Origin of the sequence: Desulfotomaculum copahuensis (assembly GCF_001655685.1) — a bacterium.
GTDB lineage: Bacteria > Bacillota > Desulfotomaculia > Desulfotomaculales > Desulfovirgulaceae > Desulfotomaculum_G > Desulfotomaculum_G copahuensis.
Map to the genome: position 1 here is coordinate 1 of NZ_LYVF01000169.1, position 16,384 is coordinate 16,384.

The 16,384-nt window shown below is 55.5% G+C and carries 15 protein-coding genes and 1 pseudogene; 10 read left to right on the forward strand and 6 right to left on the reverse strand.

Annotation, left to right across the window (positions count from 1 at the left end; all coding sequences use genetic code 11):
* The first annotated feature begins 134 nt into the window (after positions 1-134).
* The 6 genes from A6M21_RS12170 (at position 135) to A6M21_RS12195 (ending at position 4,543) form a co-directional block, all read left to right on the forward strand.
* A complete protein-coding gene (locus A6M21_RS12170; RefSeq protein WP_066669199.1) occupies positions 135-476 on the forward strand; it encodes a nucleotidyltransferase domain-containing protein in 342 nt (113 codons plus the stop codon).
* Positions 477-810: 334 nt separating this feature from the next.
* Positions 811-1,815: a zinc-dependent alcohol dehydrogenase family protein gene (locus tag A6M21_RS12175; RefSeq protein ID WP_201721893.1), complete on the forward strand. Its 1,005-nt coding sequence runs from the start codon at positions 811-813 to the stop codon at positions 1,813-1,815.
* Positions 1,816-1,835: 20 nt separating this feature from the next.
* Positions 1,836-2,606, forward strand: coding sequence for a nuclease-related domain-containing protein (locus A6M21_RS12180; protein ID WP_066669205.1), 771 nt, complete (start codon positions 1,836-1,838; stop codon positions 2,604-2,606).
* 150 nt (positions 2,607-2,756) lie between these two features.
* Positions 2,757-3,764, forward strand: a complete 1,008-nt coding sequence (locus A6M21_RS12185; RefSeq protein WP_066669207.1) for a helix-turn-helix transcriptional regulator — start codon at positions 2,757-2,759, stop codon at positions 3,762-3,764.
* Between the two features lie 217 nt (positions 3,765-3,981).
* The gene (locus tag A6M21_RS12190) at positions 3,982-4,242 is read left to right on the forward strand and encodes a type II toxin-antitoxin system Phd/YefM family antitoxin (protein ID WP_066669209.1); all 261 of its coding nucleotides are present in this window, start codon (positions 3,982-3,984) and stop codon (positions 4,240-4,242) included.
* Positions 4,235-4,543 carry a type II toxin-antitoxin system RelE/ParE family toxin gene (locus A6M21_RS12195; protein ID WP_066669211.1) on the forward strand — a complete coding sequence of 103 codons (309 nt, stop codon included), beginning with the start codon at positions 4,235-4,237 and terminating at the stop codon, positions 4,541-4,543. The genes A6M21_RS12190 and A6M21_RS12195 overlap by 8 nt, the downstream gene beginning before the upstream one ends.
* Positions 4,544-4,888: 345 nt before the next feature.
* Here the strand turns inward: A6M21_RS12195 and A6M21_RS19485 are convergent, their stop codons facing one another.
* Both A6M21_RS19485 and A6M21_RS19490 read right to left on the reverse strand, forming a co-directional pair.
* The gene (locus tag A6M21_RS19485; protein WP_427854626.1) at positions 4,889-5,488 is read right to left on the reverse strand and encodes a CBS domain-containing protein; all 600 of its coding nucleotides are present in this window, start codon (positions 5,486-5,488) and stop codon (positions 4,889-4,891) included.
* Positions 5,468-6,684, reverse strand: a pseudogene (locus tag A6M21_RS19490) (chloride channel protein); the annotation flags it as partial. The gene A6M21_RS19485 and the pseudogene A6M21_RS19490, both read right to left, overlap by 21 nt.
* Before the next feature lie 411 nt (positions 6,685-7,095).
* Between A6M21_RS19490 and A6M21_RS12205 the strand changes: the two are divergent.
* Both A6M21_RS12205 and A6M21_RS12210 read left to right on the forward strand, forming a co-directional pair.
* Positions 7,096-7,434, forward strand: coding sequence for a metal-sensitive transcriptional regulator (locus tag A6M21_RS12205; protein WP_066669213.1), 339 nt, complete (start codon positions 7,096-7,098; stop codon positions 7,432-7,434).
* A 129-nt stretch (positions 7,435-7,563) separates the two neighbouring features.
* Positions 7,564-10,338, forward strand: coding sequence for a heavy metal translocating P-type ATPase (locus A6M21_RS12210; protein ID WP_066669215.1), 2,775 nt, complete (start codon positions 7,564-7,566; stop codon positions 10,336-10,338).
* Positions 10,339-10,633: 295 nt separating this feature from the next.
* Here the strand turns inward: A6M21_RS12210 and A6M21_RS12215 are convergent, their stop codons facing one another.
* From A6M21_RS12215 to A6M21_RS12225, 3 genes are all read right to left on the reverse strand, one after another.
* The gene (locus A6M21_RS12215) at positions 10,634-11,479 is read right to left on the reverse strand and encodes a hypothetical protein (RefSeq protein WP_078060619.1); all 846 of its coding nucleotides are present in this window, start codon (positions 11,477-11,479) and stop codon (positions 10,634-10,636) included.
* A 15-nt stretch (positions 11,480-11,494) separates the two neighbouring features.
* Positions 11,495-12,451 carry a phosphodiester glycosidase family protein gene (locus A6M21_RS12220; protein ID WP_066669217.1) on the reverse strand — a complete coding sequence of 319 codons (957 nt, stop codon included), beginning with the start codon at positions 12,449-12,451 and terminating at the stop codon, positions 11,495-11,497.
* 73 nt (positions 12,452-12,524) lie between these two features.
* Entirely contained in the window at positions 12,525-13,409 is an 885-nt protein-coding gene (locus A6M21_RS12225; protein ID WP_066669218.1) for a polysaccharide deacetylase family protein, read from the reverse strand.
* A gap of 180 nt (positions 13,410-13,589) precedes the next feature.
* Between A6M21_RS12225 and A6M21_RS12230 the strand changes: the two genes are divergently transcribed.
* Both A6M21_RS12230 and A6M21_RS12235 read left to right on the forward strand, forming a co-directional pair.
* Complete coding sequence (locus A6M21_RS12230; RefSeq protein WP_066669220.1) at positions 13,590-13,844, forward strand: SHOCT domain-containing protein; 255 nt, start codon at positions 13,590-13,592, stop codon at positions 13,842-13,844.
* A gap of 152 nt (positions 13,845-13,996) precedes the next feature.
* A complete protein-coding gene (locus A6M21_RS12235; protein WP_345788102.1) occupies positions 13,997-15,382 on the forward strand; it encodes an amino acid permease in 1,386 nt (461 codons plus the stop codon).
* A 44-nt stretch (positions 15,383-15,426) separates the two neighbouring features.
* On the opposite strand, the gene A6M21_RS12240 is transcribed toward A6M21_RS12235, so the two are convergent.
* Entirely contained in the window at positions 15,427-16,380 is a 954-nt protein-coding gene (locus A6M21_RS12240; RefSeq protein ID WP_078060620.1) for an ADP-ribosylglycohydrolase family protein, read from the reverse strand.
* Positions 16,381-16,384: the final 4 nt, after the last annotated feature.

The window sequence follows — 16,384 nt, forward strand, 5'->3', positions numbered from 1 at the left end:
ATTTATGGGTCCATTATAGACTCCCCACCCTTTTGCAAATTCCTCGATCTGCCAGGCCATCTCCGCAGATACGATAAAAGTACGCTTTACCACATCCACCCCTCCCTTGTTCAAAACTGCTCCTCAACGGTTAAATGCCTCAAACGTCAAACCGGGTAAACGAAATTGTCAGACAATACCTGTCTGCTTTATCCCAAAATGGGGTTCCCATTCAAGCGGCCTACCTGTTTGGCTCTCAAGCTAAAGGTACGGCCGGGCCATATAGTGACATTGACTTGATCGTTATCTCCAAAGCCTTCAAGGACATGCCCCAATGGAGGCGCTGGGAAATTCTCGGCGATGCCCTGGCCGAAGTCATGGAACCTATAGAGGTACGCGGTTATACACCGGAAGAGATTGATCAGGCCCAAAAACAAAGAGCCGGCTTTCTTTACGAAATTTTATCCGGGCCGGAAACCGTTGAATACAGGCTTTAAAAAGCATGGTCAGGCCAGCTCATAAATAACTTTCTACCGCTTTTTCTATCATCAGGTAAATATAACGCAATATAACTGCGTTCTTTAGATTATCGCTGAGTCGTCCGAACCGCGTAAACTCTGGGCTCAGCGATATCTCCTGATCGCACCATCAGTTACAGTCCTGCCAGTGATTATGCTACGTCCATCAAATTCCTCCCCCTTTCTCTCTTGTAGCCGCCTGGCAGCGGAACGGAACGCCGCAGGTTTCCCAACCCGCGGCAGGAAAACCGGGACAAGTGGCTAATACCTTACCAGCAAATAATCTTTGGAGGGAGGGTTTTCATTGCGTGCGATGATGCTGGAGGAACCGGGCACGCCATTGCGTGCCGTTGATATGCCGGTGCCGGCGCCGGGCGCGGGGCAGGTCTTGATTCGTGTTCATGCCTGCGGCATTTGCCGGACTGATTTGCATATTGTCGACGGCGAGTTGAAAGAACCCAAACTACCCCTGGTACCGGGTCATCAGATTGTGGGTACGGTGGTTGCGACCGGCGAAGGTGCCGGGCGGTATGCCGCCGGGGAGCGGGTCGGCGTCCCCTGGCTGGGTTCCACCTGCAACACCTGCCGTTATTGCCTTTCGGGAAGGGAGAACCTGTGTGACAGTGCCCGTTTTACCGGTTACCACATAAACGGGGGATTTGCCGAATACGCTGTGGCGGATTACCGTTTTTGTTTTCCTGTTCCCGCCGGCTACCCCGATTTGCAGGCGGCGCCGTTGCTTTGTGCCGGCTTGATCGGCTACCGCTCCCTGGTTATGGCCGGTGAAGCTGAGCGCCTGGGTATTTACGGTTTTGGTGCGGCGGCTCATATTGTTGTGCAGGTTGCCCGCTTCCAGGGACGGCATGTTTATGCTTTTACCAGGCCGGGCGACATAAGGACGCAAAAATTTGCCCGCGATATGGGTGCGGTCTGGGCCGGAAATTCCGATGAACTTCCTCCGGAGGAACTGGATGCGGCGATTATTTTCGCCCCGGCGGGGGAACTGGTTCCGGCCGCCCTGCGGGCGGTGGCCCGGGGAGGCGTGGTGGTTTGCGGGGGAATACACATGAGTGACATTCCCTCATTTCCCTATGAAATTCTCTGGGGTGAGCGGGTGTTGCGCTCCGTGGCCAACCTCACCCGGCGTGACGGTGAGGAATTCATGGCCCTGGCGCCATTGATTCCGGTGCGCACCGAGGTTAAGTCCTATCCTCTGGAGGCGGCCAATCAGGCTCTCGACGATTTGCGTTACGGCCGGTTCAACGGTGCGGCTGTGCTGGTGATCAGCGATCCCGCGGAGCAGGATCGGCTGGTTTAAGACTACCGGGGGTTGATCGTTTGGCAAACACTCTTAAGTGGCCCGGTTCTTTGAAAAAGAAAGTGAACGGATGGCGCTTCGGGAGAATTAAAAATTATATAACCCTGCTGGCGGTTATTGCCTTCATAATTGTCGCTGCTTTTACGTTTTACCGCTATATGCATTACGGGATATTAATCCTGGCGGGTATCTTCGCCTTCGGAATAATTATTATGATATCGGCCTTTCCCGCTCTTTCCGTAAAAGAAAGGGGATTGCTCAGGGGAAACGAGGGAGAGATGCTGGTCGAGCGGAAACTGGACAGGATACTTCCGGCCGGATGGATTGTGATCAATGACATCATTATAAACGGCAGCCAGATCGATCACCTGGTTCTGGGTCCGGCCGGGATATACTGTCTGGAAACAAAGCACTGGAATAATGCGGGCTGTGATGCCGGCGGCCGGTGGTACCGGTTTCACCTTGGAAGCTGGGTGGCCGTACCGGAAAACCCGGCCGCACAGAATAGCAGGCATGTTATGGCCCTGCAGGAATTTATCCGGCAAAAGTGTAAAATAAAAAACGGCATCACATCAGTGATCGTTCTTTCCAATACCCACGGCCGCTTTCAGATTGAAAGCGGCACAATCCCTCCGGACAATACGCTGATTTACGGCCTTAACGGCTTGCCAAACCTGTTCAAGCACCACCATAAAGAAAAATTGACCCGTATGCAGACAGCGGCGATCGCTGAAGCGGTAATGTCGGTTCAACATCAACCGGCAAAGAATTCAGTACCGCCGGTTGTTTAAAGGGCCGCTGGCGTCTTGGGAGCCGTACCTCTTATATAATTGCGCGGACTGTTATTTTTTGGGAGAGGCACGGTAAAAGTCCAGGCAGGAAAATCGCAACACCCCGCGAAATTTTCGAAATAATGTCTGGTTTTAGCAGGAGGTTGAGTCATGCCGGGGGGAGCGAAAAAAGACGCCACGCGGGGCTTGCGGTTGAACAAGATCATTGACCGGCTGAACAAAAAGACCCCCTATGGCGGTGTCACCGTCAAGGAATTGGCCGAAATGCACGAGGTCAGTACGCGTCAAATCTACCGGGATTTGAATGCCATTGAAAACGGCCTGCATGTGCCGCTGGTCCGGAAGCAAAACGGCAGGACAATGCAGGTGTGTCTGGAGGCCGGCTACCTGCCCGCCCTGAGTCCTGAAAAAGCGACCATTGTTTATTTAAGCATGCTTCAGCAAAAAGGTTCCGCCCTCTCCGGCCACCTGAACGAGATCAAGGATGCCCTAATTGCCACCTTGTTCAGATATCATTATGATCCCAGGGAGTTGGCGGTGGAAAAGCTGCAAAAGCGCATTCACTTCGTTGAAGAAAGTTTGACCGGTCCGGAAAAAGTGGCCGCCCTGTTTGCGACATTGGTAAATTCAATCAGGGACTCCCACCGGGTGAAAATCTGGTACTTCGCCACCTGGAGCGGTCAGCAGTCTGAACGGGTGGTGGAGCCGTACGGCCTGATCTGCAAGCACAACAACTGGTACCTGGTCGGCCGCTGCTTGAAAAAGAATGACATCCGTGTTTTCCGGGTGGACCAGATTCAGGATGTACTGGCTTATGCCACTGAGCATTTTCTATACCCGGCGGGATTTTCTCTCGCAGAGTTTATGGCGTCCAGCTGGGGAGTGATTAACGACGGAAAGACCTGTCTGGTGCGGCTAAAATTCAACCGTCAGGTGGCCCACCGGGTCAAAAACGTGCTTTATCACCCGTCCCAGAAGCTCGAAACGGAACTGCCCGACGGCTCGGCTATAGTTACCTTCGAAGCCTGTGGCCTGGACGAAATGATCGGCTGGCTCTCCCAGTGGGGGGATCTGGTGGAGGTGCTGGAACCCCGGTGGCTGCGCGAAAAGATGCGCATGCTGGCGGAAAAAATGGCGCAAGTGTACGAAAAAGATTAGCGAAAGCGGGAAATAGATCAATAACATTCGGCAGAACCAGGCGATCACTCCCTTGCAAAGTTTATATATTTTCACGATAAGGATATGAGCTTTTAAGCCGTCAATTGCTGCCTTGCCCGGGTGCGTTCAGCGCCAGCCTTTTGTGCGGCAGAGAATAAAGATTGATATTGGGGGCATAATTATGGTACAATAAAGCCACGGAAAGGAGCTGAATATTATGCCTAAAATTATTCCAATTCGCGACTTAAAAAATACAAGTGAGATTTCTCAGATGTGCCACGAATCGGATGAGCCTATTTTTGTAACGAAAAACGGATACGGGGACATGGTCATCATGAGCATGAAAATGTATGAGGAAAAGATGTTCATGTCCGATGTATACCGCAAGTTGAACGCTGCCGAGGAACAATTGACGGAGGGAAAAATCCTTGACGGAGATCAATCTCTAAAAAGTATAAGAGAAAAGTACAATGTATAAGCTGGTTGTAACAGAACTTGCTCATCAGGATTTGGACGGCATTGTATCGTATATTGCCATCCAATTGGCGAATCCAACGGCCGCGTCCGATTTTCTTGACGAGGTTGACAAGTGCTATGGTTACTTGAAAAGCAATCCGATGATGTATTCCAAATGTAGCGATGGCCGTTTGGAAAAAGAGGGTTATCGCAAGGCCGTTATAAAAAACTACATCCTTGTTTATAAAGTGTATGAAAGCGATAAAATAGTAATTGTTCTGCGTTTCTTCTACGGAGCGCGTGATTACGCAAAATTGATATGACTGTAAATAATTTGGCATGTTGCGCGAAAAAGTACGGGCGCTGGCGGAAAAATGGCGCTGGTTGTCACCAGCGCCAGCCGCGGGTTAACCGTCTATTTAATGAAAATTATAATGAGTACCGCCAAAAAGTATTCCGGCAATAAGTAGAAGTCTAAAAGCTTGCCAGAATGTAATTTCTTTTAAATTGAACACCTGGGGCATAGTGATATTCCAAAGCCATTGAAAGAACCAGGACACAAGGAATATCAAAGAAATACCCAGAATGATGAGACCAATAACATTTGGCAGGACCAAGCGATCACCCCTTGCGAAGTTTATATATTTTCACGATAAGGATATGCGCTTTTAAGCCGTCAATTGCTGACTTGCCCGGGTGTGTTCCGCGCCGGCCTTTTGTGCGGCCAGGATGTAGGTGCGGATAATGCCGCGCCGCGTGATCAAGCCGGCCAGCTTGTTCTCCTCCACCACCGGCAAAAAAGCGATGTCGTTGTCGGACATGACTGTCAGGGCCACGTCCAGGGTTTCGTCGGGACCGATCACAATGGGCGGGGCGGACATGGTCTGACCCACGCCCGTTTCCGTCCGTTGGAGCAGGGGGACCCGGATCACATCTTCGCGGGTAATCACCCCCAGCAACTGGCGGTCGTTTTCCCCGGCTACGACAGGCAGGCCCTTGATTTTTTTGTTTTTGAGCAATTCTCCCGCTTCGGCCACAGTAGTCTGCAAAGTGACCAGCGGGATGTTGGAGCTCATGATTTCTTTAACTTTGACGTTTTCCAGCAGCGGGAAGTAATAGTCCAGGCGATGGGCCGGGGAATCGGCCGGAGTGGGCACCTGGCTTTCGTAAATGGTGTTGTTGCCCACCAGGACGTAGGCTATGCCCATGGCAATCATAGCCGGCACCAGCATGGCGTAACCGCCGGTCATTTCGCCCACCATGAACATCACGGCCAGCGGCGCGCGGGCCACGGCGCCGAACAGTGCCATCATGCCCACCACGATAAAAGGTTGCGGGGAGGAGGGCAGATGGCCAGCCAGACCATGCAGCGACTGCCACAGTGCCGTGCCCACCATGCCGCCGATAAACAGGCCCGGGGCAAAGACACCGCCGCTGCCACCGGAACCGATGGACAGCGAAGTGCCCAGAATCTTGGCAAAGATGAGCAATACTACGATGCCCAGGGGAAGGGGATCGTTCAGCATGCCCAGTTGCAGCCAGCCGTAGCCCATACCCAGCACCTGGGGCAGGAAAAGGCCCATAATCCCTACCAGCAGGCCGCCAAGAGCCGGCTTGAGCCATTTGGGCAAATTAATTTTTTTAAAATAATCCCGGGTGGCATAAAAGGTTTTCGGGTAAAGGATGCCGATTAAACCGCACAACACGCCCAGCAGGGCGTAATAGAGCAGTGTTACCGGATCAAAGGCAATATTCCGGGACATCCAGCCGAAGACAGGCATATAGCCGGTGTAGCCGGCAAAGATGATGTAACCGGTTAAAGAGGCGATGAAAGAGGGCACCAGTGCCTGGACCTCAAAGCCCTCCAGGTATATAGTATTTCCGTGCTCAACAGAGCGCCGCCCAGCGGTGCTTTGAAGATCGCCCCAATGCCGGCGCCGATGCCGGTGGCCAGGGCGATGCGGCGGTCCCGGGCGTTGAGCTTGAGCAACTGGCCCATGATCGAACCGAAGCCGGCGGCAATCTGCGCCGTGGGGCCTTCCCGTCCGGCGCTGCCCCCGGAACCGATGGTAATGGCGGAGGCGATGATCTTGACCAGGGGCACCCGGGCGCGGATGATCCCCTCTTTATGATGGAAGGCGTCGATGGCCGCGTCGGTGCCGTGCCCCTCCGCCTCCGGGGCGAACTTGAAGACGATCAGACCGCTCAACAGGCCGCCAATGGTGGTGACCACCGGGATCATCCAGCGCCGGGTGATTTCCGTGACCACCGGTTGCCCTTCGCCCAGGGGTCCCGGCGGATGAAAACCGGCCCCCAGACCGAGAAACAAATAGGTGGACCAGCGGATGGCCTCATAAAAAACGATGGCACCCACCCCGGCCACCACCCCGATGGAGCCGGCGATCAAGAGCCATTTGCGCAGGTAACGCAGGTGCAGGTCGTCTACTTTGCTTTTTTGAGACATGACAGAACTCCTCCCCCATAAATAATACAAATTAAAGCATTAATAATCAAGGGGACAAACAAAAAGCCGCCAGTTATCCCGGCGGTAAAATGCATGGATCGGCGGTTGTTCAAAAATAGCACCGCCCCCAAAGGACGGTGGTAAATTATTTCCCGGGGTGACGGGCAAGGAATCCTGTATTGTTTAGTGCTTGCCTGTCCATCACGACTGCTTTGAGCTGACCGGCGCAACCCAAATCCCCGGGTGCTTCACATAATTCCTCCAACTCCTCCGCCGTTACATCCCGCATGTCATTAGCTATGGAGTTAAATCTCACGGTATTTTAAGCCGTGTGTACGTAAAGATTAACAGTAAACATTTCCCTTGACATATACCCTAGGGGGGTATACTATATTTTCGGGAGGTGAGGCGGTGGACGAGGCAGGTAATTTTTCATGCCCGGATTGCCGGGTACCGGAGGATGACGGCGAAAAACGCAAAAGCCATCACAGCGAAAAAACGATCAATGAACTGTCCGCCCGTTTGAACCGCATCGAGGGACAGATCCGGGGGATCCGGGGGATGATTGAACGGCACGTATACTGTGACGACGTATTGAATCAAATTGCCGCCGCACAATCCGCCCTGTATGGCGTGGCCAAACTGTTGCTGGAAAAGCACATGAAATCTTGTATCAAAGAGCAACTCGCTGCCGGCAGGGAAGAAGTGATTGACGAAGTGCTGAAAACGGTGTTCAAGCTGATGCGCTAGCCGTCGGACCAGTTTACGGTAGTCTGCCGGGAATAGATGTCCCGGTAAAAAACTTTCATCCGGACGCCGGGCTGAACTGCGGTATAAGCAAAGGATTAAGGGCAGGCATTAATGACGGGAGGGGTTATTATGAGCGGCCGGGAACGGCAGGCCAGGGAGCACATGGAAGTTAGTGTTTACGGCATGTCGTGCGAACATTGCGTGAAAAGGGTGACCAATGCTCTGGAACAACTGCCCGGGGTGAAGGATGTCCAGGTATCGCTGGAGGATTCAAGGGCATCGCTCAGTTATGATCCGGCGCTGACCACCCCGGCGGATATTCGCCGGGCCATTGAAGAAGCCGGTTATACTACAGAATCAGGAAGCCGGGAAATTCAGGCGGAGGCGGCCGGGGAAAAGGTTTCACCGGCAGAGGGAAAACCGGCACCGGTTGGGACGGCCCAAGAAGCGGACGGTATGGCGGCGCCGCCGGAAAAAGGGGAAAACGTCCCGCCGGCCGGCGCCTGCCCACTGATCAGGACACAGTTCAAGGTAAGCGGGATGACCTGCGCCAATTGCGCCCTGACCATAGAAAAGGGCGTTGGAAAGATGGCCGGGGTTAATGCGGCGGCGGTGAATTTTGCTTCGGAGAAACTGGCCGTGGAATTTGATCCCCGGTTGGTGAATGAGGACGAAATCACGGCCCGGGTGCGTGATTTGGGCTACGATGCCCGGTCCGAAGACGGTGGCAAAATCCAATTCAAAGTGGGCGGCATGACCTGCGCCAACTGCGCTTTGACCATCGAGAAAAGGCTCAGGGCCGCGCCGGGGGTGAAAAATGCCGCGGTGAACTTTGCCAGTGAAACAGTGAGCGTGGAATTTAATCCGGCTGTGATTAACCGGAAAGGCATTTTCGAACTGGTCCGGGATGCGGGCTATGTCCCGCTGGAAAGTAGTGACCGGGATGAAGACGGCCGGACTGCCGTGGCGGAGCGCAACTGGCTTATTTTCAGCGCCGTGCTGTCCATACCGGCCATGCTGGCGATGCTGTTGTTGCCCATGACCCAAAATTTGAAATATGTCCTCTTTGCCCTGGCCACCATCGTCCAGTTCACCGCCGGCCGGACCTTTTACCGGGGGGCCTACCATGCTTTGAAAAACCGGTCGGCCAATATGGATGTGCTGGTGGCCATGGGTACAACGGCCTCCTACGGCTACAGTATATTAACCACATTCCCGCAGCTGTTTTTTGCCGGCCCGACCTTCTTTGACACATCCATGCTCTTGATCACCTTTATCCGCTTCGGCAAGTTCCTGGAGGCCCGGGCCAAGGGCCGTGCCGGCCAGGCCTTGAAAAAGCTGCTCGAGCTGCAGGCGGACAAGGCCCGCCTGCTGGTGAACGGGGAGGAGAAGGAGGTTGCCGCCTCGGAGGTGCGGATTGGTGATGTGGTGCTGGTCAAGCCGGGGGAAAAGATTCCGGTGGACGGTGAAATAATCGAAGGACGGGCCAGCGTGGACGAATCCATGCTCACCGGGGAGTCCATTCCGGTGGAAAAGGGAGTGGGCGACGGGGTGGCCGGGGCGACCATCAACCGCTCGGGTGTGATTAAGGTGAAAATCACCAAAACCGGAAAAGATACCATACTTGCCGGTATTATCAAAATGGTGGAGGACGCCCAGGGTGTCAAACCGCCCATTCAGCGTTTTGCGGACACCGTTTCCAATTACTTCGTGCCTGCAGTGGTGTTTATCGCCCTGGTCACTTTTGCGGTCTGGTATTCCGGCCTGCACTATCCCTTTGTTTTCGCCTTCACCGCCGGCGTGGCCGTCCTGGTCATTGCCTGCCCCTGCGCCCTGGGCCTGGCCACTCCCACGGCGATCATGGTGGGCAGCGGCGTCGGTCTGAACCGGGGCATCCTTTTCAAGTCGGCGGCGGTGCTGGAAGGGGTGGCCCGCTTGCAGGCCGTTGGTTTCGACAAAACCGGTACCATCACCAGGGGCATGCCCGAGGTGACCGGCATCGTGGCTTATGCGCCCTACCGGGAGTTGGCGGTGCTGCAAATTGCCGCCGCGGGGGAGAATCTTTCCCTGCATCCCCTGGCTCAGGCGGTGGCGGCCCGGGCAAGGAGAGAAAATATGGAAATCGAAACAGTGCAGGATTACCGGGAAGAAAGTGGCCACGGGATTATTTGCTCCTACCGGGGGCAGCAACTGCTCATTGGCAACATCCGTCTGATGCAGGAGCACGGCGTGGAATCCGGTCAGGCGGAGAAAGACTTCAAACGGCTGGCGGAGGATGGGAAGACCACCATGTTTGTCGCCCTGGCGGGGCGTGTGATCGGTTTGATTGCCCTGGCCGACGTGATCAAGGACAACGCCCGGGAAGCCATCTTCCGGCTGCATAAATTGGGCTTGCAGACATTTATGATCACCGGCGACAACAAAAAGGTGGCCGCCGTGGTCGGCCGGCAGGTGGGCATAGATGAAGTGGCGGCTGAAATCCTGCCGCAGGATAAGATCGCCATTATTCGCCAGTACCAGGAAAAGGGGATCAAAGTGGCCATGGTCGGTGACGGGATCAACGATGCGCCGGCCCTGGCCCGGGCCGATATTGGCATCGCCATCGGATCGGGCACCGATGTGGCCAAGGAGACGGGGGACATCGTGCTGGTCAGAAACGACCTTCTGGATGTGGAGAGGGCTATTCGCCTGGGCCGCAAAACCCTGGCCAAGATCAAGCAGAACCTGTTCTGGGCGCTGATCTACAACTCCATCGGCATTCCGGTGGCCGCCGGGGTGCTCTATCCCGTGACGGGTAAATTATTGCCCCCCGAGTGGGCCGGTCTGGCCATGGCCATGTCCTCCGTTTCTGTGGTGACCAGTTCCCTGCTGTTAAAAGGGTATGCCGCCCGGCTGGCGGAGTAAAATACTTGTTGGGGGGTTTGAGCTTCATTCAGGACGATCGCGGGGGCTTTCCGTACCCTCATGATAATGGAGGCCGCTTGTATGCAGTTCTTGCACCCGCTCCCGAAAGACAGGGAATAAAAACGGTACCGCCCGGTGAATCCCACCGGGCGGTTTGGCTTGCATGGACGCTGCAGGTTCGCTGCGAAGCAGTATGACAGCGGCATCGATTATTATGGGTCGGGCCACAGCCTTTTCATTTGCGGGTCGCATTCGTAAAATTATGTCCGTTAGAATTTAAGCCCCGTTCTTTCCTTCACCCGATCACATCGGAAAGTTTAAGCTCACTGGTGCTTACCGGGGTGTTCAAATCCTTGGTCAGCCGGAAGCCCACCAGCAGCCGTCCGGCATAGATGCTTTCACCCAATCCTTCCCTGTTCAGTTTGGCAATGTAGATATTGTTTTGACGGTCCGCCCCGATCAGACGGTATCTGGCGGCCGGTGGTGAAATTATCCGCTGGCTGCCGTTTGCTTCTCGGATGTTTACCGTGTTCCGGTTCAGATCGTCATAAATCAGACAGTCCTGATCCACCAGGGTGGCGATGCGGCCGATGTTATAAGTATTAAGCCAGATCCGGCTCAGGTAGTGGTTGGCATCGAACCGGTAAATGCGGCTGATGTTGTCCCGGGTGACCTGCATGTAGACCACATTGGTGGCGGTGGAGTAGGCTACATTGACGATCTGGCTGCGTGCAGGTAGATCCTTGATGGTGGCGGATACTTCATAACCGCTGGTCAGGGGGTTGAGCCGGGTCAACTCCACCTCCCGGGCGCCGGCAACATCGGTATACATGCCGGCCAGGGCCAGATCCCGGTCGTCCAGCCACCTAAAATAAGACACATGCTTATCCCCCAGGTTGACGGTGCGCATCAGCTTCCTGGCCGGCATGGCATACATTTCTATCTTGTCCGCCGTTACCTGGGCCATGTACTTTTTATCCCGGGAGTAATAGACCTGCCCGCTGGTCGTGGTGTCGGGCTGATTGTCGGCCACCTTGACCTGAAATGGCGATGTCGGGGTCAGCAGATACTGGTCAAGATAAAGGTATATCCCGCCTTGTAATAAAAGTGAGGTCAGAACCCAGAAAATAATCTTTTTCATCATCCCGGTCCTCCGTTACTGAACAATGAACGCTGTGGGCACCATGCGTTCTCCCAGCAGGTCGCATGGTTTGTTCACCAGCTTGCCGTTGTAAAACATGGTGCTGCTGGAGCCACCGTCCAGGTTGGCGGCTACGTAAGCCCCCTGCTCGTAGAGGATGTCCTGGGCGTCACGCACGGTGGCGCCCAGTGAGTATCCGGGCTGCCTTCCGTCAACCACCAGCAGCAGAATGGTGCCGTCCTGTTTCTGACCGATGGCGGTACGCGGCCCCGGACCCCAACCGCCGTCTCCCTGGGTAATCAATTTTTTACCGTTCAGGATCAGCGGCGGGCCGAAGCTGACCCCCTCGCTCACATTCATATCCTTCATTTCCTGTACGGTGTAGTTGCCGGCGACCAGGGACCCGTCCCTGGTCAACCCCACCAGTTGCACCGGTCCTTTGATGTCCCCGCCCTCCAGGAACCGGCCGTCGTGGATGATCACTCCGTAGGGCAACCGGCCGGTACCCGTTCCCGAGGGGTCGTCAAAGCCGCCGGCGTTGATCGCCGCCACGGCGTTGTTGTCCAGGGCGATGTTGCTGGTGGTTTCCCCCTTGACTTGCAGGTCACGTGCCGTAGCCACCTTGACCCGTGTCGGATCCTTTACCTCCAGCATAAAGCCGTGGAAGCGGGCGCCGTCGATATTGACCAGCTGGATTGAGTCGTCATGTGTGTTGTTGAATTTAAGCAGTTCCCCCTGTTTTGCCGTTACATTTAAAGAGCGGTCGCCGATGATGGAGGCAATCTGCTGATCGGAAAGCAGCCAGGTGATGTACTGGCGGTGACGTGAGGTCATGATTGCTCCGACCACGGCACGTTTCAGGTTGTCGAAAGGCCCGTAAATGGTTACGAAGGGTGAAGTTAAAGCCATGAATATAAAGTTGATAATCAAAAAACGGGTTGCCACTCGAAAAAATTTTTTTAATATACGCATTTTCCCCACCCGTAAAATAATTTGTACCGCACCATAATATTACAACCTTTTGATTAAACTTGCATTAAAAAATTTACCGGGACAGGTAATGTTCATTGGTCAATCGGCCGGCAAACCCCTTTTCATCAATACTGTTCCCGATCCAGATCCGGCGCAGGGTGTACGGGTTGTCGCCATAGTGCACCCAGCCCGGGCTCATGGTGAAGGCCATCCGGTACCCGTCCTCCCTGAGCAAAGACAGTGTCGTCCGGTTGTACCGGCCGTCGGGGTAACAGAAGTAACGGGTGTCCTGATGCAGTTTTTGATCCAGTATGTTTTTGACCCGGGTAATTTCATCCTGCTGACCGGCCCGGGTCATTGTATTCAGCGGACGGTGGCTGAAGCCGTGGGCGCAAACCTCCATGCCCGCCTGCTCCATGGCCTGCAACTCGGCTGTTGAAAAACGGCTGTCCACCTGGTGACCCGGTAAAAACAGCGTACTTTTGAAACCGTACTTTCTTAATATGGGCAGGACGGTGTCGTATGTGTCCCGGTAGCCATCGTCAAAGGTAAGTGCCACCGGCCGGACGGGCAAGGCTTCATCCCTGGTTACGTAGGCGTAGAGCTGGTCCAGGGAGACCGGGTGGTAACCATGACTGTGTAAATAGGCCATCTGCCGGGTAAACAATTCCGGCGAAATCACCGCGTCATTGTTGCGCTCCCGGCCTACGCTGTGGTACATGAGTACGGGTACTCCCTGCGCCGGCACCGCTTCCGGTACCGGTACAGCGTCACTGGTGAGCCGGGCCTGGTTTTCCGCCGCCGACCCGGCTTCATTGCCCGTCCGCCCCGCGAGGTGGCTTTTGTTTCCGCCCGCGCCGTCGCGCGTTGCCTCCAGGGCGGGCAATAACCGGACGCCGGCCGCCAGGGCGGCCAGACAGACGATGAGCAGAATTATTTTGGTTATTTTTGCCCGCAAAGGACATCACCGTCCTATTATTTCTACATGTCCTTTGTAATTCCTACAAGAAAACAGCATTTTCCCGCAAATACTTTCGTTTTAACAAAAGCGTAATATTTCCGCGACGGTTCTGTAATACCTGTGCCTTATCATTAGAAATAATAAAAAGCAAAGTTTATATAGAGGGGGCTTTGAATTATGATGTACTATGGTTTTGGCGGCAACTGGCCGGGCGGCCCGGGCTGGGGTCTTTCCATGCTGCTTTATATGATCATACCGGTGGCTGTGTTGGTGGGGCTGATTTTCCTGGCTTTTTACCTGTGGGACCGGCGGAATAAAATTGTGCTCGGGGCGGGTTCGGAGCCGCTGGACATTGTTAAACAGCGGTACGCCCGGGGAGAAATAACCGGTGAAGAGTTCCAGCGGCTCAAGGATGAGCTGTGCCGGCAATAAAGCAAATGGATGATTTACGTGGTGCTTGTAAGCAGGAGCCGGGCGGGTCCGTTTTTAAAAATGGACCTGCCTTAATTTTTGGTATGGACAACCTCTTCTCTATGATTTAGAATAACAAAGTGTGTCTATTATTTATCAGGGAGAGGTTGACATTGAGTCTGGCCCGGAATTCGGTTGCAGAAGTTGCAGAAAAAGAGAGCGGCGTTCTGAAACGTGCCCTGGGTCCCCTGGATCTGACCCTGCTGGGCATTGGCGCCGTTATCGGTACGGGTATATTCGTGCTCACCGGGGTGGCGGCGGCCGGACAGGCCGGACCGGCGATCATGCTGTCCTTTGTGCTGGCCGCGGTGGCTTGTGTTTTTGCCGCCCTGTGTTACGGGGAATTTTCGGCGGCCATGCCCCGGGCCGGCAGTGTTTACGCCTTTGCCCGGGCCAACATGGGAGAGCCGGTGGCCTGGATACTGGGCTGGGATTTGATTTTGGAGTACGGACTGGCCGTTTCGGCCGTGGCCGGCGGCTGGTCGGGGTATTTTCAATCCTTGCTGGCCGGGTTCGGCCTGCATATGCCGGTGGTTTTCCGGGATGCGCCGGGTGTTGCGCCCGGATCGGTGGCGGATCTGCCGGCTGCGGCCATTGTCCTGTTGCTCACCTGGCTGCTTTCCCGGGGAGTCAAGGAGAGCACCCGGGTGAACAACTTCATTGTTTTTGTCAAGCTGGCTGTAATCGTCCTGTTTATTGCGGTGGGGATCAAGCACATCCATCCGGTCAACTGGCATCCTTTTTGGGCTTTCGGTTATCACGGTATGGTCGCCGGGGCGGCCACGGTGTTTTTCGCCCTGCTCGGTTTTGACGCCATCACCACCGCCGCCGAGGAAGTGCGCCGGCCGCAGCGGGACATCCCGCTGGCCCTGGTGGCCACCCTGTCCGTATGCACGCTGCTTTACGTAGCGGTGGCGGCGGTGCTTACCGGCATGGTGCCCTTCAAGCTGCTTGGTGTGAAGTCACCGGTGGCTTTTGCCATGCAGTACGCCGGGCAGAACTGGGTGGCCGGGTTTATCTCCCTGGGCGCCATTGCCGGGATCACCACGGTGATTCTGGTCATGCTGTTCGGCCTGGCGCGCATTGTTTTTTCAATCAGCCGGGACGGCCTGCTGCCGCGCCGGCTGGCTGGTGTGCATCCGCGTCACCGCACCCCTTTCAGCAGCACCTGGACGGTGGGGTTGATCACAGCCCTGGTGGCGGGGTTTGTTCCACTGGACACCCTGGCCCCGCTGGTCAATGTAGCCACATTGTTCGCCTTCAGCCTGGTGGCGGCGGGTGTGCTGGTGCTCCGGTACACCCGGCCGGAGCTGCCCCGCCCGTTCCGTTGTCCGGGTGTGCCGGTGGTCCCGCTGTTGACGGCGGGCATTTGTCTTTACCTGATCTTCAACCTTCCCGCCATTGCCTGGTATGCATTTGGCGTATGGATGCTGGCCGGGCTGATCATTTACCTGGTTTACATTTTGCGCCGGCGGACGGCGTTCCGGGAGAGGGGTTGACCGTTCGTTATTGCTTCCGTCCGCCGTTCGTTGGCAGTGTGCCGTTAAATGCCGTGGTGCATGCTGATCAGCCGGTAAAATCCCGCCACCGCCTCCTCCAGGGGGGCGGTGTTCTTCAAAGCCTTCAGCCAGCGTTCCGGGATGGCTGAAAATCCGTAGTAAATACCGGCCATGCCGCCGGTGACCGTGCCGGCGGTATCGGTGTCATCCCCCCGGTTCACCGCCGCCACCACCGCGTCCTCAAAGCACTCGTTGTTCAAAAAGCACTGCAGGGCGGTGGCCATGGTATCCAGGGCGCTGCCGCCCGGGACGGCCGGGGGTGCGTTTTTCTGGATGTGGCGGATAATGTACCAGAAGAATTTGTTTGGCGACAAGTTAACCTGCCGGCAGTACTGATCCGTCAGTTGCAGCGCCTTCGTCACGGTTTCCCGCTTGTTGCCCCGGTCCCGTCCCAACAGGTAAAGCAGCAGGTTGTAAAAGAGGCAGCAGGCCGCCCCTTCCTGGCTGTAGTGGGTCATGTAGGCAATTTCCACCGACCATCTGGCCATGGCCGCCAGGTTGCCCCAGTAGCCGAAAGTTACGGGCAGCGTGCGCATCAAGCCGCCGTTGCTGTCCAGCTTGTTCAACGAACTGGCGGTAATGCGCGCCGCTTCTTTCCAGTCGCCGGTGCGTAAAAAGTTGCGGAAAGACATGATGGTGGTGTTGCCGATATCCCGGGGTCCGGACTGATACCAGCGGATGAATCCGCGTCCGGTTTCCTCCACCGGTGAAACCGGGTTGGCCAGGATGCCCCGGGCCACAGCCAGGGTCAACTGGGTATCGTCCGTATATTCCCCCGGTTCCAGGTTGAGCCAGCCGCCGCCGACCATATCCCGCAGGATACCGTATTTTTCCCGGATGTCGGCGACATCCATCAGTTCCGCCGGGCCGCCCAGGGCGTCACCCACCGCCGCGCCGTAAAAAGCGCCCTTGAGCATGTCTTGGAGCCTTTCCGTCATTTCT